The following is a 16,825-nucleotide window of genomic DNA, read 5'->3' as shown; positions in this document are numbered from 1 at the left end:
TGGCGACAGGCATGCAAACGCGGGGCAGGGTCGAAACGGTGATGCGCAGGCTGGAGACGGCCCTGCTGGACGGCAGCTTGCCGGCGGGCGCACAGCTGCCGGCCGAGCGCCTGCTGGCGCTGCAATATGGGGTCTCGCGCAGTACCGTGCGCGAAGCGGTGCAGCGGCTGGCGGCGCGCGGACTGGTGCGCAGCCGGCGCGGCGCCGGCGTCTTTGTGACGGATCAATTACGCACCGGCATGGCGTCGCCGTGGAGCCAGCTGGTGGCCGACCACCCCGCCCTGCGCGACGACATCCTGGAATTTCGCCGCGTGCTGGAAGGGGCGACGGCCTATTTCGCGGCGCAACGGGCCAGCACGGACGAGCGCACGCTGATCATGGCGCTGCTGGCCGAGCTGGAACAGGCGCGCGCCAGCGACGACAAGCACGGCGAGGCGCAGGCCGATGCACGGCTGCACGAGGTCATCGCGCAGGCATCGCACAACACCATGTTTTTACACTTGCACACCAGCATCATCGGCATGCTGCGCGAACATATCACCCTCAATGGCACGGGCTTGCGCCAGCAGGACGAGGCCACCTCGCTGCAACTGCTGTCGCAGCACCGCACCCTGTGCGAGGCCATCTGCGCCAGCCAGCCCGAGGAAGCGCGCACGGCCATGCAAAGCCACATCGATTTCGTGCGCACGCGCGTCACCAGCGACGAATAGGGCGACTGGTAGGACCAATCTGGACGGCAGCACATCGGGAGATGTCTACGCGTCATGCCTTGTCGCAGGCCCGGGCCAAAATGAGTTCCCGATACGCCATCCGACAGGTTTCCATGCATTTGCACCATGCCACTGACGCTATCCGCGGGCCTGCGCCGCATTCCTTGCTGGCCCTGCATGCCGGCGCCAGCGCCGTCTTTGCCGTCGCGCTGTTGCCGCCGGCTGGCTGGCCGCTGGCCCTGGCCGGCTGCCTGCTCATCCTGTCCATGCTGGCGCGGACCCTGTGCGCACCCGCCACACGACTTGGCCGCACCACCTCCGGCAGCGCGCTGCTGGCGCTGGACCTGGTCGTCTTCCTGCTCTGCTATGCGCTGCGCGAAAGCGATGCCGACTGGCACGCGACTGCCTTTTGCACCCTGCTCGCCGCGCCGTATGCCGGCAGCACGCGGCGCATGTCGGGCGGCGCCGGCCTGGCCATCGTGGCCAGCCTGGCCTGGCTGGGCTTGCAGGATGACATCCAGGCCAGCGATGCGGCGACCTTGCTGGTATTTAATCTGGCCGGCATCTGTGCCTGCCATAGCCAGCAGCGCCAGCACCGCGCGCACGTCCTGCAACATGCCGTCCTCGCCGAGCAGGCCGTGCGCGACCACCTGACCGGCTGCTACAACCGCCGCTACCTCGATGAGCACTTGCTGGGCGCCGAACTTGCCCGCTCACAACGCCATGGCCTGTGCCTGACGGCCATCCTGTGCGATCTTGACCATTTCAAGCGCATCAACGACGCCCACGGCCATGCCGCTGGCGATGACGTGCTGCGTACCTTTGCCACCCTGCTCGGCAACGCCACGCGCCATGGCATCGACAGCGTGGTGCGCCACGGCGGCGAGGAGTTCCTGCTGATCCTGCCGGAAACGGACATGGCTGGCGGCGTGCGCCTGGCCGAACGCTTGCGCGCCGGCCTGCTGCAGCACATCGGAACGACGGCCAGTTTCGGCGTGGCCTGCATCGCGTTTGCGCCTGGCGGCCAGACGTACGGCCCTGCCGCCCTGGTCGCCGCTGCCGACAGCCTGCTGTACCAGGCCAAGCACGCGGGGCGCAATTGCGTCAGGGCAGCCATGCTGGACGCCCTGTAATTGCCATCGAATCAATGTTACCATTCGTTAACTTATGTACTTATCAGTACACATCCTGCCACTGAATTGAACGGAACCACCATGTCTGAACACGCGCCCCGTCCCTCCACCATCATGCGTCAATGGCAAATGCTGCGCCTGATACCGCAGGCGCCACGCACCATCACCGTCGCCGCATTACACGACAAGCTCAAGGCCATCGACTTTGCCATCGGCATCCGCACGATCCAGCGCGATTTGCTGGACCTGGCCGAAATTTTTCCGCTGACCAATCCAGCCGACAGCAAGCCGTTTGGCTGGTGCTGGATGGAAAATGCGGCGCGCATGGACATGCCTGGGCTGTCGACGCCTGCCGCGCTGACCCTGGCCCTGATGGAACAGCACCTGCGCCATGCGTTGCCGCCATCCACCCTGGACAGCATGCAGCCGTATTTCAGCGCGGCCCGCCAGACCCTGAACGCGGCCAGCGAGCGTGCCAGCGCGTCCGCCTGGCTGGGCAAGATACGCGTCATCGCCCCCATGCAGCGGCTGCTGGCGCCCGACATCGACGAAGCTTGCCAGCGCACCGTGTATGAAGCGCTGATGCAGAACCGCCAGCTCAAGCTGAGCTACAAGAAGCGCGACAACGACAAGCTCGTCAGCTATGACGCCGTCCATCCGCTGGCCATCGTGCAGCGCGGCCAGTTGCTCTACCTGGTATGCCTGTTCGCCGACTACAACGACGTGCGCACGCTGGTCCTGCACCGCGTGCAGCAGGCGGAAATGCTTTATCTGTCCGCGCGCGTGCAGCCAGACTTCGACATCGATGCATATATTGCTTCGGGCGCCATGGGCATCCGCGAGGGCGAACCGCTGCTGCTGGAAGCCGTGTTTGCCCGTCGCAGCGGCGAGCACCTGTACGAGACGCCACTTAGCGCGGACCAGCAATTGCAGGAACGCGCCGATGGCTCGCTGCACCTGACCGCCACCGTGCCCAGCACGCGCGAACTGCAATGGTGGTTGCTGGGCCTGGGCGATGGCGTGGAAGTGCTGGCGCCTGCCGCCCTGCGCGAACAGATGAAAAGCACCATCGCCAGCATGGCCAGCCGCTACGCCGCCTGACGATGGACCCCGGCGGCGGCAAAAACTGCTACCATCGCGCGCCGCCACCTGATCTGTCCTGCCATGACCGTCCTCGCCCACACGCATCCGCTGGTGCTCCAGCTGGAAAACGACTTGCTGCCGCTGTTCCGCGCCGCCCTGCCGCCACTCGCGGCCGCCGCGCCGCAGGTACTCGCCTCCGTCTTCGCCTTTTCCAGCGGTACGGCCAGCGCTTTCGAGGATTATCATTTCGGCATTTCCTGCCTGCTCGCGGACGTATCCGAAGTGCCCGAGGATGCCCCGGAAGAAGTCGCCCTGCTGGTCAGTGTCACGGGACTCGACGCCAGCGCCCGGCTGAGCGCGCAGGTCGTCTGGGGCCAGCCATCGGGCCGCGTGGAAGCGCACGCCGAGCCCGATGCGGGCGACCTGCCTGCCCTGCATGCGGCCCTGCCCGGCCTGCTGGCCAGCTTGCAACAGGCAGCCAGCCGCGGCGCACCCGCGATATGACAGGCGCATGAAAAAGTGACAGGAAACAACAACTTACGATTTCCGTAGCGCAACTTTGTTGACTTCCACTAGCCCTACCCCCTATCCTTTCAGTTACGTTTGGTGAGAATGTGTGCATGTTGCTGTGAACATGCAGGCGGCGTCGCCTTGCTTGCGCAAAGTCCCCCGCACTTATTTATCGCAACCATCAGGGCAACGCGCCTGGACGGCCGCTGCCAGCAAATACGGAGCCGACTGCCATGCCATCGAACCGCCATTTTCCTGCAACATCCTTGCTGGGCTGCGTCTTCCTGCTCACCGCCCTGCCCGTGCAGGCGCAGACCACGGACAGCACTGCCGCCACCTTCAGCGCCAATGCCAGCCTCACCTCGCAATACATTTCGCGCGGCTTTCGCCAGACCTGGGGCAAACCCGCGCTGCAGGCGGGGGCCGACTACGCGCACCCGAGCGGCTGGTCGCTGGGGACCTGGGCGTCCACCGTCAGCGACCGCTATATCGAGGATGCAACCGTCGAATGGGACCTGTACGGCGGGTACAGCGGCACGCTGGGCGAGCTGGGCTACAGCGTGCTGGCGTATTACTACAAGTATCCGGGCGCCGTCTACCGCGCCACAGGCGTCAAGTACGACTATGGCGAACTGTCGCTGGGCCTGAGCTACAAGATGCTGTACGCCAAGTACAACCATACCGTCACGCCGGACTTCTTTGGCATCACGCATGCGCGCGGCACGGGCTACCTGGACGTGGGCGCGAATGTCGACCTGGGCAATGCCTGGACCTTGAATCTGCACGCCGGCAATGGCCGGGTGGCGGGCAGCGGCAATGCGATATGGAACTGGCGCGACGCCAAGGTCGGCGTCACCAGGGCCTTCGATGGCGGCTGGAGCCTGAGTGGCGCCGTGACGCGCGCCTGGGGCGCCACCGATGTCTACGATCATTACACGCTGGGCATCCCGAATGCGGCGGGCCAGTTCGACACCTCGAACCCTGCCGCCACCACGCTGGTCGTGGCCATCAGCAAGACGTTCTAGGCGCGCTACCCGCGATGCCCGGGACACCGATTTCCTCTCTACCAAGGAACAGCCTCATGCAACTTTCTCTCAACAGCAAAATCTGCGTCGCCGCCACCGCGCTCGCCATCCTCAGCCTGGGCGTCACGGCGGCGGTGATCGGCTACAAGAGCAGCGCCAGCGCCGAGGCGGCCGCACTGGAACTGGCGCGTACGTCGGCACGCGAAGTGTCGGGTGCCTTGCAGGCACGTATCGCCAGCAACCTGGCCAGCGTTTCCAGCCTGGCTGGCGCCATGCGCGGCACCAAAAGCGCCAGCCTGCCCCTGCAGCGCGAGCAGATCAATGAACTGACCAAGGCCACCCTGAGCAGTTCGGAGGACTTGCTGGGTGCGGCCGTGACGTGGGAACCTAACGCGCTCGATGGCAAGGATGCGGAATTTGCCAACCAGAAACCGAACTACGACGCCAGCGGCCGCTTCATGCCCTACTGGACGCGGGGCGCGGGCGGCAAGCTGCAAGTCGAACCCATCGTCTTCGATCCGAAGCCGGGGGCCAATGACTGGTATGACGTACCCAAGCGCACCGGCAAAACCTTCTTTACGGAACCGTATATCTACCCCGTCGACGGCAAGGATGTGCTGATGGCTTCGCTGGTGGCGCCCATCATGATCGATGGCGGCTTCAAGGGCACGGCCAGCGCCGACTTCATGCTCACGCGCCTGGCGAAAATTCTGGCCGGCCTGAAAGTGATCGAGGGCGGCAAGCTGGCCCTGATCTCGAACGGCGGCCTGTACGCCAGCCACCCCGTGCCTGAGCGGCTGGGCAAGAAGGCCGACGACGTGCCGGCTGCCGGCCTGGAAAAGGTACGCCAGGGCCAGCCGTATGAATACGAGGATGGCCAGGGCTACATCCATTTGCTGCAGCCGCTGCAGATCCACCCCGATATCGCGCCATGGAGCGTGGAACTGAATTTCCCGAAAAGCGTGGCCATCGCCTCGGCGCGCGACCTGATGCTCTACACGCTGATCGTCGCCCTGCTGTGCGCGGCCGCCACGGCCGGTATTTTGATCCTCGTCGTCAACCACCTGACGCGACCGCTGCGCACCCTGGGCCGCACCATGACGGACCTGTCCAGCGGCGACGCCGACCTGCGCGTGAAGCTGGAAGTCAAGGGCACCGACGAGCTGGCCGTGATCGGCAAGGGCTTCAACGCCTTCGTGGAAAAGATCCACGCCGTGCTGCTGCAAGTGCAGGCGAGCGCCGACAACGTAGCGCGTGCCAGCGCGGAAATTGCGCAAGGCAATAACGACCTGTCGGCGCGCACGGAACAGCAAGCCAGTTCGCTGGAAGAGACGGCCGCCTCGGTGGAAGAGCTGACGGGCACGGTGAAGGAAAACGCCGACCATGCACGCCAGGCCAATCAACTGGCCGCTTCCGCATCGAGCGTGGCACAGAAGAGCGGCGAAGTGGTCGGCAAGGTGATCGAAACGATGACCTCGATCAATGACTCGTCGAACAAGATCGTCGACATCATCAGCGTCATCGATGGCATCGCTTTCCAGACGAATATCCTGGCCCTGAACGCGGCCGTGGAAGCGGCGCGCGCGGGTGAACAGGGACGCGGCTTCGCCGTCGTCGCCACGGAAGTGCGCAACCTGGCGCAACGCTCGGCGGCGGCGGCCAAGGAAATCAAGCTGCTGATCGACGACTCCGTAGGCAAGGTGGCCGCCGGCAGCAAACTCGTCGATGAAGCGGGCGCCACCATGGAGCAGGTGGTCGACAGCGTGCGCAAGGTCACCGCCATCATGGCCGACATCAGCGTTGCCACCACCGAGCAAAGCGACGGCATCGCCCAGGTCAACCAGGCGCTGGCGCAGATGGATGGCGTGACGCAACAGAACGCGGCCCTGGTCGAGGAAGCGGCGGCGGCTGCCGAAAGCCTGCAAGACCAGGCCAGCCATCTGGCCCAGGTAGTGAGCGTGTTCAAGCTGGGCGAGCAGGTGCGCCAGACGGCACCGGCAGCAAGCGTGGCCACGCCGCGCACCGTGACGCCAACAACTCCGGCGCCCGCCAAGCGCCTGAGCGTCGCCAAGCCGCAGGCAACGCCGCGCGCGGCCGCCAAGGCACCGGCTGGCGATGACTGGGAAGAGTTTTAAGCCTGCCAGCCGGCAGGCCTGCAGGCCTGCCGGCTGCGAGTTGCTCTTGATTTAAATCAAGTCACCAATAGATTCGGTGAGAATTGAACCCCACCCGTCCTCCTATAATCGGGCAGCGCTGACGGCACGCGCCGCTGCCGGATGAAAAGGAAGATGCATGAAAAAACTATTGGCAGTATTGGCCGGCTCGGCCGCGGCACTTGTGGCTGGCTGCGGTGGCGGTGGCGGCGGTACGGCGCAGCAGCTCGCCGGCGATTCCGGCAGCGCCTCGCCGCTGGCCGCGTATATCGGCACCTGGCAGTCGGCCTGCGACCATCACGACCGTCAAACGCTGGTCATCGCGCTCACGAGCGACGGCAGCGGTGCGCTGGAACTGACGCCGACCGGCGAAACCTACTTCAAGGCCGATTGCTCCGGCCCCGTGATCGCGACAGACAGCATCAGCGCGAAGATCACCGGCAAGCCGGACGGCACCGCCGACATGCTGATCAAGCTGGCGGACAACGCCGCCGCAACGAGCTTGCGCGTCGACAAGATCACCTCGTCGGCCCCGGCCTATACCTTCCAGCGGACCGGTACCACCGTGCAATATGTACTGAGGGATGGCAAGAACAACTGGTGCGTCGCCGTGGACAATGGCGAGTCGTGCCTGTGGGACGAAGGCATGCAAGCTGCACAAAGCGTCCCCGGCGGCCTGTCCTTGCGCGGCAACGACCTGTACACGGTGATGCTGGACAAGGGTGCGTATGTGCTGGACATGCACTACGTGAAAAAATAGGCGCTGGATCAGCTGCGGGGCCGCCCGGCCCTGCAGCTTGCCGCGGCGGCGCCATAAACTTGAGGCCGTTAGCGAGTGTATGTGCAAAATCGAACATACATTGCGAAAACAGAAAGCTATGCTGTTGAAAAACAGGAGCTTGCCATGTCGTTTAACGCCTTTCCCCTGCCGTCCAACACTGCGCTGGCCGCGCTGCTGCAGCCACAGGACAGCGCTTCCCACCCGATCGACGGCTTGCGGCGTCTGCGCGACGCGGGACTCGACCAATTACCCCTGCCCGGTCACGGCGCCACCCTGCAGCGCTGGCAAATGCTGGCCGCCATCGCCGCCATCGACCTTTCCCTGCTCAAGCTGTACGAGGGCCATACCGATGCGCTGGCCATCCTGGCGGAAATCGACGGTGCCGGCGTCCCGGCCGGCAGCAGCTGGGGCGTATGGTGCGCGGAAATGCCGGGCGCGCGCGTGCAGTTGCGGCAGGCGGCCGATGGGCGCCATGTGCTCGATGGCCGCAAGGCCTGGTGCTCCGGGGCGAAGGGACTCAGCCATGCCTTGATCAGCTGCTGGAATGAGGACGGCCAGGCTTGCCTGGCTTCCGTGGCGCTGTCGCAGCCGGGCGTGCACGTCACGGATGAAGGCTGGCAAGCCGTCGGCATGCTCGCCTGCGCCAGCGTCGACGTGACCTTTTCCGGCGCACGGGCCTTTCCCGTGGGCGCTCCGGGCGCCTACCTGGAGCGCCCCGGCTTCTGGCATGGCGGCGCCGGCATCGCGGCCGCCTGGTATGGCGCGGCCTGCGCCGTCGCCAGCCACCTGCATGCGCGCGCGCAGCATGCCGCGCCCGATCCCGTGCGCCTGGCGCAACTGGGGCAGATCGACTGCGCATTGCGCGCCGCCGGCGCCCTGCTGCGCGAAGGCGCCGCCGACATCGACCGGCACCCGCAAAGCGATGCGATGGCCCTGGCGCTGCGGCTGCGCCTGACGGTGGAAGACGCCGCCACCCAAGTGCTGCACCTGGCCACGCGTGCGCTGGGCGCCGGCCCCCTGTGCCGCGATGCCCGCTTCGCGCGCCTGGCGGCCGACCTGCCCGTCTTCCTGCGCCAGAGCCATGCCGAACGCGATCAGGCCGTGCTGGGCGGTATCGTCGCCGGCGCCGAAGACCATCCGTGGGCGCTCTGACATGCTGGCCCAATCCGACAGGCAAGCGCGCCGCATCGAAGGCAGCGGCACGCCGGACCAGGCGTGGCTATCCTGGCCGGGGCTGAACGACATCCCCGCCATCAACGCCAACGCCCTGGTGCCGCCTGGCGCGCGCGCCGTCATCGTCGCGCCCCATCCCGACGATGAAATCCTCGCCTGCGGCGGCTTGCTGCAACTGCTGGCGGCGCAGGGCAGCCCATTGCTGTTGATCGCCGTCACCGATGGCGACGCCAGCCACCCGGACTCGCCCCTCTGGCCGCAGGAACGCCTGCGCCAGGTGCGTCCGCAAGAATCCGCGCAGGCGCTGGCCACGCTGGGACTGGCGTCGCCCGCATGGCTGCGCCTGCACCTGCCCGATGGCGGCGTGGCCGGCATGACGCCGCAGCTGAGCGCCACACTGGCAGCGCAGCTGCGCCCCGGCGACAGGGTCTTCACCACCTGGCGCCTGGACGGCCATCCGGACCATGAGGCATGCGGCCGGGCCTGCGCTGCGGCCTGCGCGGCCATCGGCGCCACCCTGGTGGAAATGCCCGTGTGGGGCTGGCACTGGGCCGCGCCGGGCGACAGGCGCGTGCCGTGGCAGCGCGCGCACCGCCTGCCCTTGCCGGCCCCTGTCTTGCAACGCAAGCGCGCGGCCCTGCGCTGCTTCGCCAGCCAGATGCAGGACGACCCGTCGACGGGGCGCCCCGCCATCGTCGCCGGCGACGCCTTGCAGCGCCTGCTGCATGCCTGGGAGGTGTATTTTCTATGAACCCATTGTCCACGCCGGACGACCAGCGCGGCAGCTATTTCGAACAGCTGTACCGCCAGGATAGCGATCCGTGGCGCGTGCGCCAGCGCTGGTACGAGGAGCGCAAGCGCGCCCTGCTGCTGGCCAGCCTGCCGCAGCGGCGCTACCGCCACGCCTATGAACCGGGCTGCGGCAATGGCGAGCTGACGGCCGAACTGGCGCGGCGCTGCGAGCGCGTGCTGGCGGCCGACCTCTCGGCCGAAGCGCTGGGGCTGGCGCAGCAGCGCCTGCTGGACGCGGGGTGCGGCGGCAACGTCAGCCTCGCGCAGCACCGCCTGCCGCAGGACTGGCCGCGCATCCTGCCCGGCGCCGAGAAGTTCGACCTGATCGTCCTGAGCGAGATCGCCTATTACCTGTCGGTGCAAGAGCTGGCGCGCGTGGTCGAACACAGCATCGCCAGCCTGGCGCCGGGCGGCAGCATCGTCCTGTGCCACTGGCGCGCGCCGTTCGCGCAGCGCATCGTCTCGACCGTGCGCATACATGCGGCCTTCCAGGACGCGCCCGGCCTGCACCGCGTGCTGCGGCACGAAGAAAGCGACTTCCTGCTGGGGATCTGGTCGAACGATGCGCGCTCGGTGGCGCAGCGCGAGGGTTTCGCATGATCGGCGTGGTGGTGCCCGTGCATAACGAGGAAGCGTGCCTGGGCGCCTGCCTGGAAGCGTTGCGCCTTGCCGCCACCTGTCCCTTGCTGCATGGCGAGGCGGTGTGCATCGTCATCGTGCTCGATGCCTGCAGCGACCAGTCGCAGCGCATCGTGCTGGCGCATGCCATGCAGGCGGACCTGCGCTGGCGTCTCGACTGCCTCGCCATCCATGCGCAGAACGTGGGCACCGCGCGCGCCGCCGGCGCGCAGCAACTGCTGCGGCGCGGCGCCCGCTGGCTGGCCTTTACGGATGCCGATACGCGCGTGTCACCCTCCTGGCTGAGCACCCAGCTGGGCCTGGACGCCGATGCCGTCTGCGGCACGGTGGCGGTGGACGACTGGTCGCCGCACGGGCCCAGTGCCGCTGCGCTGCGCCAGCACTTCGCCCAGACCTACACCGATGCCGACGGCCACCGCCACATCCACGGCGCCAACTTCGGCGTGCGCGCCAGCGCCTACCTGCGCGCCGGCGGCTTTGCCCCATTGGCCTGCAGCGAGGACGTGGCCATGGTCGCCGCGCTGCAAGAATGCGGTGCGCACATCGCCTGGAGCGCCGCACCGCGCGTCACCACCAGCGCCCGCCGCCATGCCAGGGCACGCGGTGGCTTTGGCGATACCTTGCTGCAGGTGGCGGCGGCGCTGGAAGCGTCACCCCACCTGACGCCGACTTAGAGCCACCCCTTTGAAGGGGTGGCTCTTAGCGCATCGCCTCCTGCAAACCCGGCGCGAACTCGGCGCCGTGCTTGACCTGCGCGGTGGACGCCTTCAGGGTCGCGCCGATCGGCTCGGCGCGGCCAGCGAGGCATTGCCCCAGGAAGTTTTCCGTCACCGCATTGAAGGCGATGTTGTTCACGGGGCGGGCAAAGCCATGGCCTTCGTCGGGGAACAGCACATACGTGACGGGGATATTCTTCGCCGCCATCGCCGCCACGATCTGGTCCGACTCGGCCACGTTGACGCGCGGGTCGTTCGCCCCCTGGCCGATCAGCAGCGGGCGCTGGATATTCTGCGCAAAGTTCAGCGGCGAGCGCTCCTTCAGCAGCGCGCGGCCGTCTTCCGTGGTCGGGTCGCCCATGCGCTTGTAGAACTGCTGCTTGCCCGCTTCCCAGTACGGCGGAATCGTTTGCAGCAGGGTAAACAGGTTCGACGGGCCGACGATATCGACGCCGCAGGCAAACGTGGTGGGCGTGAATGCCATGCCGGCCAGCGTGGCGTAGCCGCCATATGAACCGCCCATGATGGCCACCTTGTCGGCGCTGGTCACGCCGCTCTTCACGGCCCATTGCACCGCGTCGAGCAAGTCGTCATGCATCTTGCGGCCCCACTGCAGATCGCCGGCCGAGATGAATTGCTTGCCGAAGCCCGTCGAGCCACGATAATTCACCGACAGCACCGCGTAGCCGCGGTTGGCCAGCCACTGATGGTAGCCGTTGTAGCCATAGGTATCGCGCGCCCATGGCCCGCCGTGCACCAGCAGCACCATCGGCACCGCCCGCGATGGCACGCCGCCGGCGCTCGCCTTCGATGCGTGCGGCAAGGTCAGGTAAGAGACCAAAGTCAGGCCGTCGCGGGCCTTGATTTCCTGTGGATACATTGGCACCAGCGGCGCGCCCTCCAGCTCCGGGCGCGTCACGTACAGCTGCGTCAGCTTCTTGGTCTTGCGCTCATACAGCCAGCTCGATGCCGGCGCCGTGACGGCGTCGACGCCCACCAGCCACTTGTCGTCGGCGTCCGTGCGCGACGTCACGTTGAACTGGCCCTTGGCATGCTTCTTCAGGAAGGCCAGGTCGGCCTTCAGGTCGTCCGTCAGCGGCAGGTATTCCTGCTGCAGATAGTCGACGGAATAGGCTTGCACCTTGCCCGTGCGCGTGTCGTACAGGGCATCAGAAATATCGGCGCGCGGATCCTGCGCCACCAGCGTGGTCTTGCCGCTGGCGACATCCTGCGCCAGCAGCGCCGAGGTATTGCGGCCGCGCGAGTCGGTCCAGTACAAGGTCTTGCCGTCGACCGTAAACGCCAGCGGCGCCGTGGTCTGCGAGTCTTCCAGGCCCACCTCGGTCAGCGGCGTGCTCTCGACCTTGCCATCCGTCATGCGGAAATACTGCATGCCGCCATCGGCGCGCGCCTTGCTGGCCATACGCAAATTGAGCAATTCATCGGCCAGGTAGCCGCCATAGCCATCATTCTGCTGCACCAGGGTCAGCTTGCCGCTGGCCAGCTCCAGGCTGTACACGTCGTGCCAGCGCGCATTGCGGTTATTGATGCCCACCAGGATGCGGTCCTTGACCTTGCTGCTGATCTGGACGATCCGCACGCGGGTCTTCTCGAACGGCGTGTAATTGATCTGCTTGCCCGTTGCCACGTTCACGCCATACAGCAGGAAGTTTTCATCACCGCCCTTGTCCTGGATGAACAGCAGGGTTGTCGAATCGGGCGACCAGAAGCTGCTGCGGATGGGCCGCACCTTCTCTTGCGTCAGCGCACGCGCCTGCGCCAGGTCGCTGGCCGGCGCCACCCACACATTGAGCACGCCATCGCGCGGTGCGATCCACGACAGCCACTTGCCATCCGGGCTGATGCGCCCGCCGGACTTGCTGGGATTGCCAAAGATCTGCGCGCGCTCGATCAGCGGCGGATGGTCGACAGGGGCTTGGGCGTGCGCCGGCAGCGCGGCGGCAAACAACAGGGCAGGCAGGGCATAGCGAATCATGGACACCTCATGGTTGTTGGATGAAGGGAAACCTCACACAGACATGTGCCAGCAAATCATAGGCGAAAGCCGTGTTGCCAGGTTGATGACAGCGACAGGGGACGGAAAGCGGGGGATAGAAGGGCGAAAACGCGGGATGGCAGGTCGCTCAAGTCACTGACGCGAGCGCGGCCAGGGGTTGCTTAGCAAACGCCGCCAGCCTCGCTCGTGCCTGTGCGCAGGTCAAGCCCAAGCAGGCAGGTGTAGCCGTTTTCCCTGCTGTAGACACACAGAAGATGCCCTCGGCGCCGTTCGCGGTCTTCAGGGTCGCCGCTGCAGGCATGCTCGCGCCGCACGTCAGGCCCGATACCATTGAACAAATCCCGGGCACTCTGCCCTTTGAACCTGAATGACACATGGCGGTCGTTCGGCGTCGGCGGCAGCATCTCGGCAAGGCTGCCGCCGTACACCTGATAGCGGCCGCTGAGTACCTTGGCCGCAGCCGTTTCCACGCGACTTTCGGCAGACTGTGCCAACGAAATCAGGGCGCACGCACCCAGAATTGCTGCTCTGCGAAAATTCACGCGTACCTCCTGATCTCGACGTGAAAGTGATCGTCATGTCGCATTGCCGACCGAACTCTTCCACCTCCAATCGCCTTCTGCACTTCCGTGTCGTTAAAGTAAATCGTGCGGACCATCATGTGCCGCGCAAATAGTCGAATCAACCGGGTTGTTGCCTCACGATCATAGGCAGCATCAAAACGCGTCAACCGCGCCTCCTGCCCTGTCAGCTTGTCCTTGCGGACCGGCCGAATATCCATTTCAAGCCCCTTCTGGTGCGTGACGTGGCCATCATATTCGGCGCCACCAGCGACACTGATATTGCCGATACCAAACTTGCGCTCGTCAATGGCTTGCCACTCACGTTCAATGCACAGAATAAGAGTCATCAGGTTGGGGTGGGCATACTGGGCCTGATGGCCAGTGCCTGCCGCCCACATTTCCATAAACGTAATAACCCGCCCCCTCAGGCGCCTGGGGCAGCATAAAGTAACCGCGCTTATCTTTCGGTTGAAGCTCCAGCATGATGGTCTTCACCAAGGGACGATACGTATCGAAATGCCAAGGGTATGCAAGGGTATGATTAATCGCATCGCTGACGACGCTGCGCCCATACATGCTCACTACAAGATGTGAGCAGACAAAGCGATTATTGATGGCGTCCTCGTTCAATGACTTGGGATATATCAATTCTGTCTCAATAATAGAGTACAGGGTCGATTCTGCATGTCTCCTGTGAGTCGACACCGGGCGGCCACCGTGGTCGTGGCGATTCATTTAGAAAGTCGCCTTGCCTGTTTAGCAATTATCTTTAACGGACTCTGATAATTGAGGATTACCTGTCAAGACACGACACACTTTTTGATGAAAGACAACTTCAACGCATTGAGGCGTTCACCTAGTCAGCGGTGAATCAATAACAAAGGCGCCTCAAAAAGGAAAAACCCAGCACCGATATTATACAAACGTATAATATACAGTGCTGGGTTTCTATACAGCTTGCGCTGTAACTCCTTGAATTTAATGGTCGGGACGGGAAGATTCGAACTTCCGACCCCATGCACCCCATGTAAAAAAACGATGATTCCACGAGATTCCATATAGGACAGTTATTGCACATATTATCCTTTAAAATCAATAACTTAAAAATTATTCAAGTAGCATAAAGTTCCAAGAGATACAATGCGAGTTCAATAAACTGTAGGGGTAAATGTAGGGGTAAAAGTGCGCCACCTCCGACCCCTTATAAAAATGACAAAGCTCACACAACGCGCCCTTGAGGCTGTATCAGCAAGCCAATCGGGCGCCGTGCTCCGTGATGAGGGCGGCCTGTTTGGGCGGGTGCGTGCAAAATCAGACGGCACCATCGGTATCTCCTTCTACTACCGATATCGGTTCGATGGGAAATCCAAGGATGTGTCGTGCGGCACCTGGCCAGCTGACAGCTTGGCGTCCATTCGATCCAAGCGCGACGAGGCGCGCGCGAAGGTCGCGGAAGGATTGAATCCTGCCATTGAAAAGAAGCTGGCCCGACACGAACGCCAAGAGAAGACTGCGGCCAAGCTCGCCGCAGTTGAACTCCAGCGCGCCGCCAACCTCACCGTCCAGGACATGTTCGATGCATGGATAACTGACGGCGTGCGCCGCAAGGATGGCAACGCCATGCTCAAGCGCATGTTCGCCACCGACGTGCTGCCGGCAATCGGCACCGTGGCCATCAAGGACGTGACCGAGCACCACTTGCGCGCTGTGCTGCGCGCCATGGTCGAGCGAGGCGTCAACAGATCGGCGGTGATGCAGCGAAATAGTCTGACGCAAATGTTCGCCTGGGCCCGCAAGCGGCAGCCGTGGCGCAAGCTGCTGGTCGACGGCGATCCGATGGAACTGATCGAAATCGACAAGATCGTCAGCCCCGACTATGACCTCGACAATATGCGGGATCGCATCCTGTCAGCCGACGAGATCCGCGAGCTGCACGCCATCATCGCCAAGATGCACACGGACTACGACGCCGCGCCGAACAAGCGCATCGTGCAGCAGCCACTGGAGGCGACCACCGAGCGCGCCATCTGGATCATGCTGTCGACCATGTGCCGCGTCGGCGAGACAGCAAAGGCGCGCTGGGAGCACGTCAACCTGGCCACCGGCACCTGGTTCATCCCGAAAGAAAACGTCAAGGACAACGTGGCCGACCTGACCGTCTACCTGTCGGCGTTCGCACTGGACCAGTTCCGGCAACTGCACGCGCGCACCGGCCACAGCGCCTGGTGCTTCCCGGCCAGGAACAATGAAGCCAGCATCGAGGGCAAATCGATCAGCAAGCAGGTCGGCGACCGCCAGTCGATGTTCAAGAAAAATAAGGACGGCACGCCGCGCGCGCCACTGACGAATCGGCGCAGCGACGACACGCTGGTACTGGCCGGTGGCAAGAATGGCGCCTGGACGCCGCACGACTTGCGCCGCACGGGCGCGACGATGATGCAGGCGCTGGGTATCTCGCTGGAGCTGATCGATCGATGCCAGAACCACGTGCTGCCGGGCAGCAAAGTGCGCCGGCATTACTTGCTGCACGACTACGCGGACGAGAAGCGGGCGGCTTGGGCTGCGTTGGGGGAACGGCTGGCGGTAGCGCTGGGCGGAAGTTGCGAAAAGAAACGTCTGCAATCCGGAGTCTGAACAGCTAGTTTAGAAAAATATCTAACCTGACGAACTAGGCCTGTTAAAATGCCGAAACCAATGAATTAAAAATGGCAATTCAGAACACCTCTTCTAGCACTAAACTATGCCCAGCAGACAACAACTCAAAGAATTAGCCAAACTCAGATTAAGAGAGGCTGAAGTTCTTTTCGACGCCGGATTGTACGATGGTGTTTCGTACTTAAGTGGCTACGTGATAGAGTTAGCATTAAAAGCTAGGATTTGCAGAATATTAAATGTTCCAGAATATCCCGCCACTGGCAATTATGGAAAAGTATATGCCGTTCACAATTTCGAACAACTTAAATTTCTTGCAGGTTTAAGCGGAAAAATTAGTTTGCTTGATACTCCAGAACTTTTTGAAAACTGGTCAATCGCTATACCATGGGGACCAGAACGGCGCTATGCTGCTCCTGGGACGTGCACAAAAGAAAGTGCAGAAGACATTCTAAATGCCATAAGAGACAAAGAGCATGGCGTACTTTCCTGGATAAAGAGATATTGGTAATGGAACTTGGTAAATTCTTAATTAAGCTGGAAAAAATTGCTGGCCCTGTGCATCTATTGATGGTTGCAGGGAATAGCGCAGGAATGCAATCATTGAATCTTATTGTGAGTGCGAAAAAATTTAATGATATCCCCGTATCATCTGCGATTAAACAAATTACTGCGGCCCTACGCATACATGTAAAGTCAGAAGAGCTTAATAAACTTTCAAAAATAACGGTGCTTAAATCAACTGAGCCAGTTGTGCGTGCAATTAATTCCGCATTCCATATTGAGGGTGGATCAATTAACCTTCAGAACTGCGACATCAATGGTATCAATATAGAAAATGCAATCATATATCAATCAAAACATTGATATTCAATTTT

At 63.2% G+C, this 16,825-nt stretch carries 17 protein-coding genes; 14 read left to right on the top strand and 3 right to left on the bottom strand.

The annotated features are described in order from the left end of the window. The first annotated feature begins 11 nt into the window (after window positions 1-11). The 11 genes from ACP7DW_RS14210 to ACP7DW_RS14160 all read left to right on the top strand — a co-directional run bounded on the left by ACP7DW_RS14210 (window position 12) and on the right by ACP7DW_RS14160 (window position 10,673). Window positions 12-710 carry a FadR/GntR family transcriptional regulator gene (locus tag ACP7DW_RS14210; RefSeq protein WP_426057068.1) on the top strand — a complete coding sequence of 233 codons (699 nt, stop codon included), beginning with the start codon at window positions 12-14 and terminating at the stop codon, window positions 708-710. 113 nt (window positions 711-823) lie between these two features. Next, a complete protein-coding gene (locus ACP7DW_RS14205; RefSeq protein ID WP_426057069.1) occupies window positions 824-1,843 on the top strand; it encodes a GGDEF domain-containing protein in 1,020 nt (339 codons plus the stop codon). An 81-nt stretch (window positions 1,844-1,924) separates the two neighbouring features. Further along, a complete protein-coding gene (locus ACP7DW_RS14200) occupies window positions 1,925-2,944 on the top strand; it encodes a helix-turn-helix transcriptional regulator (RefSeq protein WP_426057070.1) in 1,020 nt (339 codons plus the stop codon). Window positions 2,945-3,007: 63 nt separating this feature from the next. After that, window positions 3,008-3,430, top strand: coding sequence for a hypothetical protein (locus tag ACP7DW_RS14195; protein ID WP_426057071.1), 423 nt, complete (start codon window positions 3,008-3,010; stop codon window positions 3,428-3,430). A 239-nt stretch (window positions 3,431-3,669) separates the two neighbouring features. Beyond that, a complete protein-coding gene (locus ACP7DW_RS14190) occupies window positions 3,670-4,461 on the top strand; it encodes a TorF family putative porin (RefSeq protein ID WP_426057072.1) in 792 nt (263 codons plus the stop codon). A 56-nt stretch (window positions 4,462-4,517) separates the two neighbouring features. Next, window positions 4,518-6,596, top strand: coding sequence for a methyl-accepting chemotaxis protein (locus tag ACP7DW_RS14185; RefSeq protein WP_426057073.1), 2,079 nt, complete (start codon window positions 4,518-4,520; stop codon window positions 6,594-6,596). A gap of 157 nt (window positions 6,597-6,753) precedes the next feature. Continuing rightward, window positions 6,754-7,374 (top strand): hypothetical protein, encoded by a 621-nt coding sequence (locus ACP7DW_RS14180; RefSeq protein WP_426057074.1) that lies wholly within the window; start codon window positions 6,754-6,756, stop codon window positions 7,372-7,374. Window positions 7,375-7,518: 144 nt separating this feature from the next. Next, complete coding sequence (locus ACP7DW_RS14175; protein WP_426057075.1) at window positions 7,519-8,547, top strand: acyl-CoA dehydrogenase family protein; 1,029 nt, start codon at window positions 7,519-7,521, stop codon at window positions 8,545-8,547. A 1-nt stretch (window position 8,548) separates the two neighbouring features. After that, the gene (locus tag ACP7DW_RS14170; RefSeq protein WP_426057076.1) at window positions 8,549-9,319 is read left to right on the top strand and encodes a PIG-L deacetylase family protein; all 771 of its coding nucleotides are present in this window, start codon (window positions 8,549-8,551) and stop codon (window positions 9,317-9,319) included. After that, on the top strand, window positions 9,316-9,960 hold the full coding sequence (locus ACP7DW_RS14165) for a class I SAM-dependent methyltransferase (protein ID WP_426057077.1): 645 nt from the start codon (window positions 9,316-9,318) through the stop codon (window positions 9,958-9,960). The genes ACP7DW_RS14170 and ACP7DW_RS14165 overlap by 4 nt, the downstream gene beginning before the upstream one ends. After that, complete coding sequence (locus ACP7DW_RS14160; RefSeq protein ID WP_426057078.1) at window positions 9,957-10,673, top strand: glycosyltransferase; 717 nt, start codon at window positions 9,957-9,959, stop codon at window positions 10,671-10,673. Before ACP7DW_RS14165 ends, ACP7DW_RS14160 begins: the two co-directional genes overlap by 4 nt. Window positions 10,674-10,698: 25 nt before the next feature. Here ACP7DW_RS14160 and ACP7DW_RS14155 read toward each other — a convergent pair whose 3' ends face one another. The 3 genes from ACP7DW_RS14155 to ACP7DW_RS14145 all read right to left on the bottom strand — a co-directional run bounded on the left by ACP7DW_RS14155 (window position 10,699) and on the right by ACP7DW_RS14145 (window position 13,699). Continuing rightward, window positions 10,699-12,711 carry a S9 family peptidase gene (locus tag ACP7DW_RS14155; protein WP_426057079.1) on the bottom strand — a complete coding sequence of 671 codons (2,013 nt, stop codon included), beginning with the start codon at window positions 12,709-12,711 and terminating at the stop codon, window positions 10,699-10,701. 182 nt (window positions 12,712-12,893) lie between these two features. Beyond that, window positions 12,894-13,274: a hypothetical protein gene (locus tag ACP7DW_RS14150; protein WP_426057080.1), complete on the bottom strand. Its 381-nt coding sequence runs from the start codon at window positions 13,272-13,274 to the stop codon at window positions 12,894-12,896. Continuing rightward, complete coding sequence (locus ACP7DW_RS14145) at window positions 13,271-13,699, bottom strand: penicillin-insensitive murein endopeptidase (RefSeq protein ID WP_426057081.1); 429 nt, start codon at window positions 13,697-13,699, stop codon at window positions 13,271-13,273. The genes ACP7DW_RS14150 and ACP7DW_RS14145 overlap by 4 nt, the downstream gene beginning before the upstream one ends. Window positions 13,700-14,504: 805 nt before the next feature. Here ACP7DW_RS14145 and ACP7DW_RS14140 point away from each other — a divergent pair. From ACP7DW_RS14140 to ACP7DW_RS14130, 3 genes are all read left to right on the top strand, one after another. Beyond that, window positions 14,505-15,929, top strand: coding sequence for a tyrosine-type recombinase/integrase (locus ACP7DW_RS14140; protein ID WP_426057082.1), 1,425 nt, complete (start codon window positions 14,505-14,507; stop codon window positions 15,927-15,929). A 106-nt stretch (window positions 15,930-16,035) separates the two neighbouring features. Continuing rightward, a complete protein-coding gene (locus ACP7DW_RS14135; RefSeq protein ID WP_426057083.1) occupies window positions 16,036-16,458 on the top strand; it encodes a hypothetical protein in 423 nt (140 codons plus the stop codon). Beyond that, on the top strand, window positions 16,458-16,814 hold the full coding sequence (locus ACP7DW_RS14130) for a hypothetical protein (protein ID WP_426057084.1): 357 nt from the start codon (window positions 16,458-16,460) through the stop codon (window positions 16,812-16,814). The genes ACP7DW_RS14135 and ACP7DW_RS14130 overlap by 1 nt, the downstream gene beginning before the upstream one ends. The last annotated feature ends 11 nt before the right edge of the window (window positions 16,815-16,825 follow it).

This window comes from Janthinobacterium sp. PSRC1-1 (genome assembly GCF_049897525.1).
GTDB lineage: Bacteria > Pseudomonadota > Gammaproteobacteria > Burkholderiales > Burkholderiaceae_D > Janthinobacterium > Janthinobacterium tructae.
The sequence above is the reverse complement of the archived record's forward strand: the minus strand, read 5'-3'. Positions and strand labels throughout refer to the sequence as shown.

Excerpts from the sequence above, each read along its gene's own strand:
- ACP7DW_RS14210 (WP_426057068.1), top strand. The coding sequence starts at position 12 with ATGCAAACGCGGGGCAGGGTCGAAACGGTGATGCGCAGGCTGGAGACG.
- ACP7DW_RS14205 (WP_426057069.1), top strand. The coding sequence starts at position 824 with ATGCATTTGCACCATGCCACTGACGCTATCCGCGGGCCTGCGCCGCAT.
- ACP7DW_RS14200 (WP_426057070.1), top strand. The coding sequence starts at position 1,925 with ATGTCTGAACACGCGCCCCGTCCCTCCACCATCATGCGTCAATGGCAA.
- ACP7DW_RS14195 (WP_426057071.1), top strand. The coding sequence starts at position 3,008 with ATGACCGTCCTCGCCCACACGCATCCGCTGGTGCTCCAGCTGGAAAAC.
- ACP7DW_RS14190 (WP_426057072.1), top strand. The coding sequence starts at position 3,670 with ATGCCATCGAACCGCCATTTTCCTGCAACATCCTTGCTGGGCTGCGTC.
- ACP7DW_RS14185 (WP_426057073.1), top strand. The coding sequence starts at position 4,518 with ATGCAACTTTCTCTCAACAGCAAAATCTGCGTCGCCGCCACCGCGCTC.
- ACP7DW_RS14180 (WP_426057074.1), top strand. The coding sequence starts at position 6,754 with ATGAAAAAACTATTGGCAGTATTGGCCGGCTCGGCCGCGGCACTTGTG.
- ACP7DW_RS14175 (WP_426057075.1), top strand. The coding sequence starts at position 7,519 with ATGTCGTTTAACGCCTTTCCCCTGCCGTCCAACACTGCGCTGGCCGCG.
- ACP7DW_RS14170 (WP_426057076.1), top strand. The coding sequence starts at position 8,549 with ATGCTGGCCCAATCCGACAGGCAAGCGCGCCGCATCGAAGGCAGCGGC.
- ACP7DW_RS14165 (WP_426057077.1), top strand. The coding sequence starts at position 9,316 with ATGAACCCATTGTCCACGCCGGACGACCAGCGCGGCAGCTATTTCGAA.
- ACP7DW_RS14160 (WP_426057078.1), top strand. The coding sequence starts at position 9,957 with ATGATCGGCGTGGTGGTGCCCGTGCATAACGAGGAAGCGTGCCTGGGC.
- ACP7DW_RS14155 (WP_426057079.1), bottom strand. The coding sequence starts at position 12,711 with ATGATTCGCTATGCCCTGCCTGCCCTGTTGTTTGCCGCCGCGCTGCCG.
- ACP7DW_RS14145 (WP_426057081.1), bottom strand. The coding sequence starts at position 13,699 with ATGGAAATGTGGGCGGCAGGCACTGGCCATCAGGCCCAGTATGCCCAC.
- ACP7DW_RS14140 (WP_426057082.1), top strand. The coding sequence starts at position 14,505 with ATGACAAAGCTCACACAACGCGCCCTTGAGGCTGTATCAGCAAGCCAA.
- ACP7DW_RS14135 (WP_426057083.1), top strand. The coding sequence starts at position 16,036 with ATGCCCAGCAGACAACAACTCAAAGAATTAGCCAAACTCAGATTAAGA.
- ACP7DW_RS14130 (WP_426057084.1), top strand. The coding sequence starts at position 16,458 with ATGGAACTTGGTAAATTCTTAATTAAGCTGGAAAAAATTGCTGGCCCT.